The sequence below is a fragment of the Pseudomonas sp. FSL R10-1350 genome (assembly GCF_009600525.1).
GTDB lineage: Bacteria > Pseudomonadota > Gammaproteobacteria > Pseudomonadales > Pseudomonadaceae > Aquipseudomonas > Aquipseudomonas helleri.
Window position 1 is genome coordinate 14,619 of the sequence record NZ_WIVR01000063.1, and the last position, 14,322, is coordinate 28,940.

A 14,322-nucleotide genomic window follows, 5' to 3' on the forward strand; every position below is an offset into this window, starting at 1 on the left:
AAAAGGCCATCCCCATGCACTCATTGACCGATAAACGCCGCCCGCTGGTGGTCGCGCTGCTGATGACCGTGGTCATTATCAGCGTGCTGGATAAAACCATTTTTGCCTTTGCCGGCCCGCAGATCATTGACGAACTCAAGCTCACCGCCGAGCAGTTCGGCTTTATCAGCAGCGCGTTTTTCTTTTTGTATTCGATCTCCGGCGTGCTGGTGGGCTTTGTGGCCAACCGCATGCCCAGCCGCTGGATCCTGTCAGGCATGGCCCTGGTGTGGATGACCGCGCAATTGCTCGCGGCCCTGTCCACGACGTTTATCAGCCTGTTGGCCAGCCGCGTGCTGCTCGGTGCCGGTTGCGGGCCGGGCACCGCGGTCACCCAGCACGCCTGCTTCAAATGGTATGCCACCCGCGAACGGGTCTTGCCGGCCGCGCTGATTCAAGTGGCAATCATGCTCGGTGCCATCGCCGGGGCGCTGGCCTTGCCCAAATTGATAGAGCATTACGGCTGGCGCACAGGGTATGTGCTGCTGGCCGGTATCGGCCTGATCTGGCTGCTGCTGTGGCAGTTTTATGGCCGCGAAGGGCAGCACGATGACACCAAAACCGTTAACGGCGAGGCCTTGCCAACGCTGCCTTATGCCCGCTTGTTGCTCAATCGCACCTTTGTCTGCATCACTCTGGTCGCCTTTTGCAGTTACCTGCCCAACGCCCTGCTCTACAGCTGGCTGCCGACGTACCTGCAAAAAGGGTTGGGCATGACGCCCATGCAATCCGGTTACCTGGTGCTTGCCACCACGCTGGGGGTAATTGCCATCAACCTGCTGGTCTCAAGCCTTGCCCAACGCGCCATGAAACGTGGCGCCAGCATCCGCAAGGCGATGGTGGTACCACCGTTGCTGGCCTGCCTGATTGCGGGCGTGGCGTACATCGTCATGGGCTTTACCACCACGGCCCTGACCGTGACGCTGGGCTTGTTTTTGCTGGGCAGCATCCTGCTCAACCTGTTGTCTGCGTTTGGTTTCAGCATCGTTGCCCACATCGCACCGGCCCGCCAACGCGGCAGCATGCTGGCCATCCATATCGCCTTGATGACCACGGCCGGCATGCTCGCGCCCCTGGTGGTCGGGCAAGCCATTGGCTGGCAGCACGGCGACCTGGTGAACGGCTTCGAACTGGCCATCGGCCTGTTTGGCATCACCCTGTTGGTCTTCAGCGTACTTGGGCTGCTGTTGATCGACCCGGAGCGCACCCGCCGCGAGCTCAATGCCAACACCCCGCTTGCAGGTTTACCGGCCGCCAGCCCGGCCTAGCCTGCGCGTCATGACACCTCCCGACTTTGCATAGGAACTGCTTGATGGACTTATCCTGCTTTTCACAGAGCTACGCCCAAGCGCGGCAAAAATTCCTTGAGGCCTGCTCCAATGCGGATCTCAAGGTGGAGTCTCACCTTCACCCGCTGGCCGGTAAGGAGGGAGAAGAACTGGCCATTGATGTGGCGCTTTCAGGCTCGCCCTGTGCGGCCAATTTGCTGGTTGTGAGCAGCGGCGTCCACGGTGTTGAAGGCTTTTGCGGCTCGGCGGTGCAAGTCGATCACCTGCGTGACCGCAACTGGCTGCATGACAGCCACCGAGAGAATGTGGCCGTGCTGTATCTGCACGCGCTCAACCCTTATGGCTTCTCTTGGCTGCGCCGGGTCAACGAAGACAACGTCGACCTCAATCGCAACTTCAATGACTTCAGCCAGCCGCTGCCCGCTCACTCCCCTTACCGCGCCCTCGCCCCGTGGCTGGTGCCAAAGCGCCAGCCGCCTACGCTGCTCAGCACCCTGGGGCTGGCGGGTTACGCCTTGCGCCACGGGCTCAAAGCGCTGCAAACAGCCATCACCAGCGGCCAGCACATCGACCCGCGCGGTCTGTTTTTTGCGGGCACTCAACCCACTTGGAGCAACCTGCAACTGCGCCAGATCATCCGCCGCCTGGGCAGCCATTGCCAACGCATCGGCTGGATCGACGTGCACACGGGGCTCGGCCCTTATGGCGTGGGCGAGCGCATTTACAAAGGGCACACCACCTCAAACGACATTGCCCGGGCGCGCGAATGGTGGGGGCCGCAGGTCACCTCCAGCGAAGACGGCTCGTCGTCCTCTGCCGTGCTCAACGGCACGCTGGACCTGGCCGTGATGCAAGAGTGCCCGCTGGCCCAGTACAACGGCTTGACCCTGGAATACGGCACCAAACCCGGCCCGGCCGTGCTCAACGCACTGCGCGCCGATCAATGGTTGCAGAACAATCCACAGGCTAATGACACCCAACGCACTCAAATCAAGCGACAACTTCGCGATGCCTTCTACATTGATAGCGATGACTGGAAACGACGCGTGCTGGAACAAGCGCGAGAGGTCACGGCCCAGACCCTCAAAGGGCTTTCCATGACGTAGCACTCTGCGCCGTCGATAGAGTCACCCCTCAAGACAAAAAGGATATTCAGGATGAATGCGTATTTGACGGAAGCGTTAAGACAGATCATGCAACAGATCAAGACCACACTTGATGAGCATGGCGATGAGATCACCACCACCCTTCAGCGTGTGGCGCTGGGGGAGTTAAAGCCTGTAGAGACGCTCACCCCCGAAGAGCTTGAATGCGCGCGTGAGCTGTTTGGCTGGGTGGCGCAACACGACCCGCTGAAGGTCTGGGCCAAGGTTGAGCCGCTGCTGCCGGAACTGATCGGCTCGGCCGCAGACATCGCCCTGGATGAGATTTTTGTCGATCCGGGCTTCGGCGAGTTACCGCCTTCGCTTAAGAAACTCAAGGACAAGCGCACCCTGGCCCGGCTTGGCGTGCTGTTGGCGAGCTACATCTGCTATGACCAGTTCCATTACCCGCAGCCTGAAACAGGGGTGTACAACATTTCGGGCAGTGCATTCGAAAAGCTCAAGTGGGTGTACCGGTACTGGTTCAATCAGCTGGAGGTCGCTGAAGTAGGCTCGGGGCTGGAAGCGTTTTTCGCGTCCCAGCGCTTAGAGTTTTTCAACCTGACAGACCCGTCGCCAGACGCTGACAGCACGATTGCTTCGGTGTCGGTGTCGTGCGCCGGGGATTTGCTTGCGGTGGATGTGCTGACGCCAGAAAACACCGAGCACTTGTTCGATGCGATCACCGACTTTTACAGCAGCGCCGACATTGTCAGCGCCAACCTCGAATCCACGGTGGACAAAAACCAGGAACCCGGCCGTAACCAGCAGCCCGGCGAACCGGCGCGGATGAACACGTCCGAGGCCATGTTCGACAAGTTCCGCCACGAGGCCAAAATCAACTTCTTCAGCACCGCGACCAACCACGCCATGGACTATGGCGAATCGGGCGTGCTGGCCACCCTCGACGTGCTCAAAAGGTCGGGCGCGCTGTATGCCGGTACGGCCGCCAGCCAAGCCGAGCAGAACGAGGTGGTGATCTTTGAAAAAGACGGCATCAAGGTGGCGCTGCTGGCCTACACCTTTGACCTCAACGGCCACTTGGTGCCCGAGGGCAAGTCTTACCTGGCCAACGAAGTACGCTTTAACGATGTAAACCCGCCACCTGATTACACCCTGATCAAAAAGCAGGTCGCAGCGGCGCAGGCCAAGGGCGCGGACTGGATCATCGCTTACTGCCACTGGGGCTGGGAGTTCGAAATGTACCCCCACGTCAATATCGTCGATGCGGCGCACAAGGTGATTGAATGCGGCGTCGACACGATTCTGGGCAACCACCCGCATGTCAGCCAGCCCGCGCAGTTGATCCCGCGCACCGGCAAACAGGACGCGCTGGTGATCTACGCGTTCGGAGACTTTGTGAGCTACCACCCCGAAAGCCGCAACTCCAAACTGGCCTACAGCGTGAAGTTCAACATCGGCAAGGTGAAGGGCTCCACCGGGCTGTTCAATTTGCAGGCGTTGCCGCTGTATATCGTCAATCAAGACTTGGGGAACAAGCGTTTCAACTGCCGCATCGTCAAGTTCTTCGACGTGCTGGAAAGGCCGACTGAGTTTGGCCTGACCGAGCTGGAAATAAGCCAGTTGCCGCACCTGCGCGACAAAGTGTGGAACGACATCCTGTCGCCGCTTTCGAGCATCGCCCAGCGTTTTGACGCGTAACGCCCTCCCCTTATAACCACCTATCTGTAGGAGCGAGCTTGCTCGCGATCTTTTGATCTTAAAAGCTCGCGAGCAAGCTCGCTCCTACAGATGACCTCCATACCCCCACAATCCCCGTAGTCGCTGACGAGCGGAGCGAGGCTGCGATCGGCTGCGCAGCAGTCGTCATATCCCCTTGAAAACTCAAAAGATCGTGAGAAAAGCTCGCACCTACAGGTGGGTTATGGCCAGCATTCACGGACAAAACAACTGAAAATAATTTCAGTAAAGCACCAAACCACTATTGAAGATATTTTCAGTATTGCCTAGCATTGCCTCAGCCTGACAAGAATAAATCGAGGTGTTGCTGTGCCAGAGTCAAAAGATCGAACCTATTGGCTCGACAAAGCCCAAACGCTGCCCATTGAAGGCCGGGCGTTTATTGATGGCGCTTATGTCGATGCCCAAAACCGTGCCACGTTTACCTCGTTCAGCCCCATCGACGGCGCGCCGCTGGCGTCGGTGGCGCAGTGCGCCAGTGCCGATGTCGACCTGGCCGTGGCCGCTGCCCGTCGCAGTTTTGAAGCCGGGGTGTGGTCGGCCCTTTCTGCCCGTGAACGCAAAACGCTGCTGCTCAACTGGGCGCAGTTGCTCGAAGCACACACCCAAGAGCTGGCCTTGCTGGAGTCTCTGGACAGCGGCAAACCCATCGCTGACACCCTGGGCGGTGACCTGCCCGGCACGATTTATTGCCTGCGCTGGTTTGCCGAACTGATCGACAAGGTGCACGGCGAAGTACCGGCCACCGACCCGCAGTTTTTCGGCACCGTGACCCAGCAACCCATGGGCGTTGTCGCTGCCGTTGTGCCATGGAACTACCCGCTGTTGATGGCCGCCTGGAAGTTCGCCCCGGCCCTGGCCGCAGGCAACAGCGTGGTGCTCAAGCCTTCAGAAAAAACCCCGCTCAGCGCGCTGCGCATTGCCGCGCTCGCCCTGCAAGCGGGCATCCCGGCGGGTGTGTTTAACGTGCTCAGTGGCGACGGGCACACCGGCAGGGCCTTGAGCCTGCACGCGGACGTCGACTGCATCGCCTTCACCGGCTCGGGCAAGGTGGGTCGCGAAATCGCCAAAAATGCCGCCGCATCGAACCTCAAGCGCGTGTGGCTGGAGCTGGGCGGCAAGTCGGCCAATATCGTCATGGCCGACTGCGCGGATATCCCCCAGGCCGCCCGCTCGGCCGCCGCCGCCATTTTCGCCAACATGGGCCAGGTGTGCAGCGCAGGTTCTCGCCTGCTGGTGCAGCGCTCCGTTGCCGACACCCTGCTCAGCGAATTGATGCACGCCACGCAGGCGTATCAGCCCGGCCACCCGCTGGACCCTGCCACCGTCACCGGCGCCATCATTGACGGCGGGCAGCTCCAGCAGATCAATCAGTACCTGGACATCGGCCGGCAAGAAGCCACCTTGCTGCGAGGCGGGCGCACCCTGCAACTGGCCGGGACGGGCGCGTACCTGGAGCCGACAATCTTCCTGGCCAAGGACGCCTCGGCACGCATCGCCAACGAAGAAATCTTCGGCCCGGTGCTGGTGGTGATTGTGTTCGACACGCTGGACGAAGCCATCGCCATCGCCAACCAGACCGAATACGGCCTCGCAGCGGCGATCTGGTCGTCTGAAATCAGCACGGTCCACACGGCCACGCGCCGTTTGAAAGCGGGCACCGTGTGGGTCAATTGCTATGACGAACTGGTGGACATGAACTTCCCGTTCGGCGGCTTTAAAGAGTCGGGAAATGGCCGGGACAACTCGGTTCACGCGCTCAGCAAATACACCGAGTTGAAATCCACCATCCTGCGTTGCCGTTAAGGTGAGTCCTGTGCAAAACACTCTTTCAGCGTTACTCCCACAAAAGTGGACCGTGCCACTGCCGATGGAATACGGCCCCGGCGCCCGTCATGAACTGGCCGCCCTGTGCAATCAATTTGGTATCTCGCGGCCCTTTATCATCACCGACCAAGGCTCGTTGAACCTGCCATTCGTGGCCGAGTTGCAGCACGCTTTGAACGATGCCGGCCTGGCCTGCGGCCTGTACGGCGGCATTGAGCCCAACCCGACCGACAGCACCATTGTTGCCGGTGCGCAGGCTTATCAGGCCTGGGACGCAGACGGCATCATCGCCCTGGGCGGCGGTAGCGGCCTGGACGGCGCCAAAGCCATCGCGTTGATTGCCCGCCAAAAGCGTTGCGAGCTGTGGGCCTTTGACTTCGATCAGCCGGTGCCTGCCGGGTTTCGTGCGCAAGACTTCCCGCCGGTCATCACCCTGCCGACCACCGCAGGCACCGGCGCCGAAACCGAAAGCACGGCCATGGTCACCGACACCCGGCGTGGCATCAAAGGTTGTGTCTGGCACCCGCTGGCGCGGCCGTCAGCGGTCATTCTGGACCCGGAACTGACCCGCAGCCTGCCCGCCAACCTCACCGCCTGGACCGGTTTCGACGCCATCATCCATGCGCTGGAAGCCTACTTTGTGCCCACCTTTAACCCGCTGAGCGACGGCGCAGCGTTGCAGGCGCTGGACTTGCTCTGGCACTCCATCGACACCGCCGTGCAGCAAGGCCAAGACCTCGAAGCCCGGGGCAAAATGCTCATCGGTTCGTGCCTGGCGGGCGTGGCATTTCTTAAGGGCCTGGGCCTGGTGCACGCGCTGAGCCACATGGTGGGCGCGACCTACAACACCCATCACGGGCTGACCAACGCGATTATTTTGCCGGTGGTGCTGCGCTTCAACCAGGCCGAGATCAGCCCGCGGCTCAAGCCCGTGGCGCAGGTGCTGGACCTGCCCGGTGCCGATTTTGAAACCTTCTACACCGCCATCTGCGCCAAGCTCGACAGCCTGAACATCCCCAAATCCCTGGCGGAACTGGGTGTGAAACACGCTGACATCGACGCGCTGGCCACCAAGTCGCTCGGCGACCCCGCACGCTTGACCAACCCCCGCGACAGCTCCCTTGAGCAACTCAAGATCCTGCTGGCACACGCCATCGACCACGCTCGCGACTGATGACCTGACACACCGAAATCCTGCTTTGTCGTGTAACCACAATAAATAAAAAAGGTGCCACCGCGATGTCTGACTCAACCCAAGCTGCGTCCAAAGGACGGCTTAATCTTGAAACACGCTCCATCGACTATGTGCCGCTGGCCGAGCGGCACGGCAAAGCCTGGCACTTGTGGCCGATCTGGTTTTGCGGCGAAGCCCACCTGACCACCCTCGCGGTGGGCATCATCGGTGTCGGCATGGGCGCCAACCTGTTCTGGTCGGCCATCGCCATCTTTTTCGGGTGCGCATTCGGCACATTGTTCATGGCCGGGCATTCCACCCAGGGCCCGCAAATGGGCCTGCCACAACTGATCCAGTCCCGACCGCAGTTCGGCTATCTGGGCGCGCTGCTGGTGTATGTCGTGGCCATCGCCACGTACGTGGGCTACAACGCCTTCAACCAGTTGCTGGTCGGGCAAACCCTGCACGAGCTGTTCAACGCACCGGAACACGGCTCGGCCATTGCTTTCTCGCTGCTGGCGATTGTCATGGCGATTGCCGGGTACAACACCTTCCACAAGGTGCAGCGGTTTCTCGCGTTTGTGCTGATCGCGGTGATGGTGGTGTTCACCATCGGGCTGTTTTTCTTCGTCAAACTGCCTGCCGAGCAATTGAGCATGTCTGGCTTCAAGGCCACGCCGTTCCTTGCGCAGTTCTTTGTGGCCGCCGCGTACCAGTTGAGCTGGGCAATTTACGTGTCGGACTACTCGCGGTATTTGCCGGCCAATATCAGCGTCAAATCGTCGTTCTGGTGGACCTACATGGGCGCCATGATTGGCGGCGTGTGGATGATGCTGATCGGCGCCCTGGCTGCGGCCCTGAGCCCTGGGCAGAACCTGGCCAAGGGCTTGGTCATGCTGGGGAACACGCTGTTCAGCGGCTTTGGCGAGATCTTGTTGATTCTGGCTGTACTCAGTTTGGTCACCAGCGCGGCGCAGAACTTTTACGGCGCCTCGATCACCCTGCTGAGCATCGCCGACACGGTTAAAAGCCAGACCTCAACGTTGCTCAAACGTATCGTGTCGATGTTGATCGTGGGCGGCACCGCCATCGCCATCGCCATGACCGCGTCGGATAACTTCGTGAAGGACTTCGGTGACTTCCTGGCGATCCTGCTGTACCTGTTCACGCCTTGGACGGCCATCAATTTGGTGGACTTCTACAAGGTGCGCCACGGCAAGTTCTCGATCACCGAGATCTTCAAGCCCAACGGCATTTACGGGCGCTGGAACTGGCGAGGCATCGGCGCTTACGTCGCGGGCTTTGTTGCCATGTTGCCGTTCTCCAGCACCGGCCTGTACACCGGCTACGTCACCACCCTGCTCGACGGTGCGGACGTGAGCATGATCGTCGGGTTGCTCGTTTCGGGCGTGGTGTACTGGTGGCTGTGCCGCTCGCAGAACATCCAGCAGGAACTGTCGCAAATCGACCATCTGGACAAGGACCTCGAAGCCGGTTTACCCGCCCACTGATCACCGCGTGCACGCGGTTCACTGCCTGCCACGGGCCGTGAACCGCCACCGCGACTAATTCCTGCCACTCGCCCGACAAAAAGTTGCTAAATTGGCGCCCTGTTTTTAAGCGTCGATTTTAGTGTCGGAGAATGGATGAATGAGTGGTGACGCCGCAGTGCCTGAGCTCAAAAAGCGCCGAACCCGCATAGACCCGGAGTTGCGACGCAAGGCGATCATCGAAGCCACCATGCAATGCATCACGCAGTACGGCCACAGCGGCTGCACGCTGGAGCGAATCTGCGCACAGGCGGGTATTTCCATTGGTTTGATCGGCCATCACTTTTCCAGCAAGGAAGAGCTGATGCTGTCGACCTACCAGGCGCTGACCGACCAGCTACGCGAAGAAACCCGCAAATATTTGGCCAACCAGAACGGCTCATCCGAAGACCGCTTGCTGGCGATTATTCGCTCCTCGTTCCGGGGGCAGATCTTCAACGAATTCATCCTCACCACCTGGCTGGGTTTCTGGGGGGCGGCGGTGTCATCAGAGCAGTTGCGGGCACTGAACAAAAAGCTCTACGCCGACTACCGCAAAGAACTCGAAGCGGTGTTCAACGACATCGCCCGTGAAAACGGCACCCACATCGACGCCAAAAGCGCGGCCCTGACCATCACCGCCTTGATAGACGGTTTTTGGCTGGAATGGGCCCTGGACCACAAAGCCTTCAGCTCCAAAAAAGCCGAAAAATGCTGCATCACCACCGCGCAGATGTTTGTGAAAGCGGCCCAACCGCTGACGGTTTAACAGCCGAACTGCATGTAGTCGCTGCCGAGGCACGAAGGCTGCGATGGGTTGCGCAGCGACACCGCTTTTGAAGGGCCTGCGGCCCTTATCGCAGCCTGCGGCAGCGACTACAGAGGTTGCTAATCAGCCATTTCGTACGACGCTTCCCTTTCAATCCGGGGAAACATCCTAGAAACTTCCGTTCGCTTGTGCCTGTGCCATTCGGGGAATAGTCTCGGCCCATCGCTGCAAATCAGCGGTTGGGTTTAGTCGCCCGACATGTACTCGGCGCAAGGCGCCACCTCCGCGAGGCGCTTTTTTTCGGCCTGCGTTTTATGGTGGCCGTGCGCAGGGCGCCCTTCGTGGCGCGCCGGTTTCCGAGTGCACCGGTCGACTAACCTGCGCATGGCTGCCACCCATTCTTTTAGATCAGGCCACGTATGCCATCCCGGACAGTGTCAATTTAGAAGCGGCTTTGGCCCAGGCGTCAGACTTGTTGCGCTGCGCGGGCGCTTCGGCGAGTGAGGCGGGGAATGGCTTGAGCGGGCATTCGCGCAGTTTGGTGATGTCCTGCATGCACTTGGTGGAGCTGGCCAAGGCGTATGTGGATAAGTCGCTGGATGGTTTAACGACGCACTAAAGCAGCACGCGCCTGAGTGCAAGCAGGCGCGTTTTGAAGATCAAAAGATCGCGAGGCAAGCTCGCTCCTACAGATTGAACTGCCCCCACAAACCCCGTAGTCGCTGACGAGCGGAGCGAGGCTGCGATGGGTTGCGCAGCGACACCGCTTTTGAAGGTCCTGCGGCCCTTATCGCAGCCTGCGGCAGCGACTACAGAGGTTGCTAATCAGCCATTTCGTACGACGCTTCCCTTTCAATCCGGGGAAACATCCTAGAAACTTCCGTTCGCTTGTGCCTGTGCCATTCGGGGAATAGTCTCGGCCCATCGCTGCAAATCAGCGGTTGGGTTTAGTCGCCCGACGTGTCACACGGCGCATGGCGCCACCTCCGCGAGGCGCTTTTTTTCGGCCTGCGTTTTATGGTGGCCGTGCGCAGGGCGCCCTTCGTGGCGCGCCGGGTTTCCGTGTGACCGGTCGACTAACCTGCGCATGGCTGCCACCCATTCGTTTAGTCGCGACAGGTGACAGCTCCTTATGTCCACATGGAGTTGTACCTATGAAAAAAATTGTTCCTGATCCCCCAGCTTTAACCCCGCAAACTGCTGCTCAGTGCGAGGCATTGTCGTTAGACCGTGCAGCCACCGAACGCGCCCTCGATTACTACCTGCACGACCATAAGCCTCCACGGCACGTGGATCAGGCCACGTATGCCATCCCGGACAGCGTCAATTTAGAAGCGGCTTTGGCCCAGGCGTCAGACTTGTTGCGCTGCGCGGGCGCTTCGGCGAGTGAGGCGGGGAATGGCTTGAGCGGGCATTCGCGCAGTTTGGTGTTGTCCTGCATGCACCTGGTGGAGCTGGCCAAGGCGTATGTGGACAAGTCGCTGGATGGTGTAACGACGCATTAAAGCAGCACGCGCCTGAGTGCAAGCAGGCGCGTTTTGAAGATTAAAAGATCGCGAGTGACAGCCTGTGGGGGTTAGCGGAAGACTAAGCCGCCGTCGATCAGCGGGGCCTGGCCGGTCATGTAGTCGGCGTCCGGGCTGGCCAGGTAGGCGACGAACGCTGCGACGTCTTCCGGGGTTTCGGCACGGCCCAGGGCGATGCCGTTGACGAATTTATCGTAGGTGGCGCCAATCGGCGCGCCGGTGATTTCGGACATGCGTTTGTCGATGTCGACCCACATGTCGGTCCCGACCACGCCCGGGCAGTAGGCGTTGACGGTGATGCCGTGTACCGCCAGCTCTTTGGCCGCCGCCTGGGTCAGGGCACGGACGGCGAATTTGGTGGAGGAGTAAACGCCCAGCAAGGCATAACCTTCATGGCCCGCAATGGAGCACGCGTTGATGATTTTGCCGGTGCGTTTAAGCGCCTGGAATTTCTCGGCCGCCGCCTGAATGCCCCACAAAGTGCCCTGCACGTTGATGCGGTAGATGCGTTCGATTTCTTCGGCGGTCACGTCCAGCAGCGGCTTGACCTGCGAGATGCCCGCGTTGTTGACCATGATGTCCAGCCCACCCAGCGTGCTGTGGGCATGTTCAACGGCCTGGAAGACTTGCTCGCGGTCACCCACGTCCGCCACGAAGGTGCTGGCTTTGCGGCCCAGCACCTGGACCTCTTCGGCCACGTGGCGCAGTTTTTCCGGGTTGAGGTCGACCAGCGCGATGTCGGCGCCTTCTTTGGCCAGACGCAAGGCGATGCCACGGCCAATGCCTTGTGCCGCGCCGGTGATCAATGCAACTTTTCCACTGAGTTTCATTCGTTGGACTCCTTTCAACCGTTAGCAGGATCAGCGGTCTGAACCATAGCCCAGACCGCTGGCGTGTCTATTGATGCAGCGCACGGTCTCTGGCCGACAGCACGGCTTCGTGCATGGCTTCGCTGAGCGTCGGGTGGGCAAAGATGACCTCGCTGAGCTCCGCGTCGGTGGCCTCCAGCGCCTGGGCGATACCAAAACCCTGGATCTGTTCGGTCACGTGCGGGCCCACCATGTGGGCGCCCAGCAATTCACCGGTTTCGCTGTCAAAAATGGTTTTCACAAAGCCGGTGCTTTCGCCCATGGCCAGCGCTTTGCCGTTAGCCTGATAGTCAAAACGACCGACGCTGATGCTGTGGCCTTTGCTGCGCGCTGCCGCTTCGGTGAGCCCCAGGCTGGCGACTTCGGGCCGGGCATAAGTGCAGCCGGGAATGCGGCTTTTGTTGAGCGGGTGCACGCCGTCTACGCCCGCCAGTTTCTCGACACAAATCACCCCTTCGTGGCTGGCCTTGTGCGCCAGGCACGGCGCCCCCGCCACGTCGCCGATGGCATACAGCCCGGCCACGCTGGTGCGCGACCACGCATCGGTTTTGATAAAGCCTTTGTCGAACTCCACGCCCAGCGCTTCCAGGCCCATGTCTTCGGTATTGGGTTGAATGCCCGCCGCCAACAACACTTGTGCCACGTGCATGGTCTGCTCGCTGCCATCGCTGAGGGTGAGCCGGCAGTGCAGCGCGCCGACTTCACCATGTACCGCGCTGACTTTGGTTTGGGTCAGCACGCGAATGCCGCGTTGTTCGAACTCGCGCTGCACCAGGCTGGCGACGTCGTGGTCTTCGACCGGCATGATCTGCTTGGCCACTTCGACCAGCGTCACCTGGCTGCCGAGGTCGCTGTACAGGCTGGCGAACTCGACGCCGATGGCGCCCGAACCGATCACCAGCAGCGACTCGGGCACGGTCTTGGGCACGAGGGCGTCGAAGTAGCTCCAGACTTTTTGCCCGTCGGCCACCAGCCCCGGCAACGGCCTTGGCCGCGCGCCGGTGGCGAGGATGATGTGCCGCGCTTGGTACTGCGCCTCGCCGGTGTCGCTAGTAACGGTGACCACGCCCTTGGCGCTGACGCGGCCACGCCCGTCGATGACCTTGACGGCGTTTTTCTTCAGCAGGTAGGCAATGCCCCCGGTCAATTTGCGCGAAACCCCACGGCTGTGGGCGACCAGTTGGGCAATGTCGAACTGAATGTTGTCAGCGCTAAAACCGAAGGTGTCGAGGTGCTTCAAGGTGTGCCCGACTTCGGCGCCCTTGAGCATGGCTTTGGTGGGGATGCAGCCCCAGTTCAGGCAGATGCCGCCCAAGTGCTGCTGCTCGACCAAGGCCGTGCTCAGGCCCAGTTGGGCGGCGCGAATGGCCGCCACGTAACCGCCGGGGCCACCGCCGATGACGAGTACATCGTATTTATCGGTCATGGTGGCTCCTAGAGCATCATCAGGCTGGGGGTCTGCACCAGACGCTTGAGTTCCTTGAGGAACAAAGCCCCCAGCGCACCGTCAATCACCCGGTGATCACACGACAAGGTCACGGTCATTTGCGTGCGCACGGCGGGTTGGCCGTTATGCGCGACCACCCGTTGCTCGCCTGCGCCAATGGCCAGAATCGCGCCTTGGGGCGGGTTGATGATGGCGTCGAACTGGCTGACCCCGAGCATGCCCAGATTGGAGATGCTGAACGTGCCGCCCTGGAACTCTTCGGGCTTGAGCGTGCCTGCCTTGGCCTTGGTCACCAGGTCGAGCATTTCTTGCGAGATGCTCGACAGGCTTTTGCGATTGGCCTGACGCACGATCGGCGTGATCAAACCACCGGGCAACGCCACTGCCACCGACACATCGGCGTCTTTGAAGCGCAGCACGGCCTGGCGCGCTTCGTCGAACTGCACGTTAACGTCGGGCACTTTGACCAGCGCCAGGCCAACTGCCTTGATCAACAGGTCGTTGACCGACAGCTTGACCGCCGGGGCCGAGGCATTGATTTCACTGCGCAGCGCCAGCAGCGCTTCAAGGTCCAGGTCGGCCTGCAAGCGAAAGTGCGGCGCCGTGCGTTTGGACTCTTGCAGGCGCGCGGCAATGGCTTTGCGCATGCCGTTCATGGACAGCACTTCGGCCTCCGGGGCCTGCGCAGCCGCTTGTGCGGGTGCCTCCGCCACCGGGTTTTGCGCTGCGTGGGCTTCGAGCACGTCGACCTTGCTGACTCGGCCACGGCTGCCTGTCACACGGCAATCGTTGAGGTTAACCCCCAGCTTGGCCGCCAGACGCCGCGCCAACGGGGTGGCCACGATCTGGCTGTCATCGGCTCGCGAACGCGCCGGGCTGTCTGCCCGCTGTGCCGGTTGAAGGGTGGCGACCTTGCCGCCGTGGTCCTTCACGGCCTGCTCGATATCGGCCACGCTGATGCGCCCGGAGGGGCCGGTGCCGGTGACACGGCTCAGGTCGATGCCCAGCTC

General features: G+C 60.9%; 12 protein-coding genes. 9 read left to right on the forward strand and 3 right to left on the reverse strand.

What is annotated here, in order from left to right:
* The first annotated feature begins 14 nt into the window (after nt 1-14).
* The 9 genes from GHO25_RS21165 (at nt 15) to GHO25_RS21205 (ending at nt 10,975) form a co-directional block, all read left to right on the forward strand.
* Complete coding sequence (locus tag GHO25_RS21165; RefSeq protein ID WP_153392228.1) at nt 15-1,307, forward strand: MFS transporter; 1,293 nt, start codon at nt 15-17, stop codon at nt 1,305-1,307.
* A gap of 44 nt (nt 1,308-1,351) precedes the next feature.
* Nucleotides 1,352-2,434, forward strand: coding sequence for a M14 family metallopeptidase (locus GHO25_RS21170; protein ID WP_153392230.1), 1,083 nt, complete (start codon nt 1,352-1,354; stop codon nt 2,432-2,434).
* Between the two features lie 51 nt (nt 2,435-2,485).
* Nucleotides 2,486-4,132: a CapA family protein gene (locus tag GHO25_RS21175; protein ID WP_153392232.1), complete on the forward strand. Its 1,647-nt coding sequence runs from the start codon at nt 2,486-2,488 to the stop codon at nt 4,130-4,132.
* A 348-nt stretch (nt 4,133-4,480) separates the two neighbouring features.
* Nucleotides 4,481-5,977: an aldehyde dehydrogenase family protein gene (locus GHO25_RS21180; protein ID WP_178110173.1), complete on the forward strand. Its 1,497-nt coding sequence runs from the start codon at nt 4,481-4,483 to the stop codon at nt 5,975-5,977.
* Nucleotides 5,978-5,987: 10 nt separating this feature from the next.
* Nucleotides 5,988-7,172, forward strand: coding sequence for an iron-containing alcohol dehydrogenase (locus GHO25_RS21185; RefSeq protein WP_178110174.1), 1,185 nt, complete (start codon nt 5,988-5,990; stop codon nt 7,170-7,172).
* A gap of 65 nt (nt 7,173-7,237) precedes the next feature.
* Nucleotides 7,238-8,683 (forward strand): cytosine permease, encoded by a 1,446-nt coding sequence (locus GHO25_RS21190; protein ID WP_048367724.1) that lies wholly within the window; start codon nt 7,238-7,240, stop codon nt 8,681-8,683.
* A 139-nt stretch (nt 8,684-8,822) separates the two neighbouring features.
* Nucleotides 8,823-9,470, forward strand: a complete 648-nt coding sequence (gene betI / locus GHO25_RS21195; RefSeq protein WP_153332961.1) for a transcriptional regulator BetI — start codon at nt 8,823-8,825, stop codon at nt 9,468-9,470.
* A gap of 424 nt (nt 9,471-9,894) precedes the next feature.
* The gene (locus GHO25_RS21200; protein WP_372240959.1) at nt 9,895-10,089 is read left to right on the forward strand and encodes a DUF6124 family protein; all 195 of its coding nucleotides are present in this window, start codon (nt 9,895-9,897) and stop codon (nt 10,087-10,089) included.
* A gap of 535 nt (nt 10,090-10,624) precedes the next feature.
* Entirely contained in the window at nt 10,625-10,975 is a 351-nt protein-coding gene (locus GHO25_RS21205; protein WP_153392238.1) for a DUF6124 family protein, read from the forward strand.
* A 71-nt stretch (nt 10,976-11,046) separates the two neighbouring features.
* Here the strand turns inward: GHO25_RS21205 and GHO25_RS21210 are convergent, their stop codons facing one another.
* The 3 genes from GHO25_RS21210 to GHO25_RS21220 form a co-directional block, all read right to left on the reverse strand.
* A complete protein-coding gene (locus tag GHO25_RS21210) occupies nt 11,047-11,826 on the reverse strand; it encodes an acetoin reductase (RefSeq protein WP_048367727.1) in 780 nt (259 codons plus the stop codon).
* A 67-nt stretch (nt 11,827-11,893) separates the two neighbouring features.
* A complete protein-coding gene (lpdA, locus tag GHO25_RS21215; protein ID WP_153392240.1) occupies nt 11,894-13,291 on the reverse strand; it encodes a dihydrolipoyl dehydrogenase in 1,398 nt (465 codons plus the stop codon).
* A gap of 8 nt (nt 13,292-13,299) precedes the next feature.
* Nucleotides 13,300-14,322, reverse strand: a 1,023-nt coding sequence (locus GHO25_RS21220) for a dihydrolipoamide acetyltransferase family protein (RefSeq protein WP_153392242.1), incomplete at its 5' end; no start/stop codon positions are given.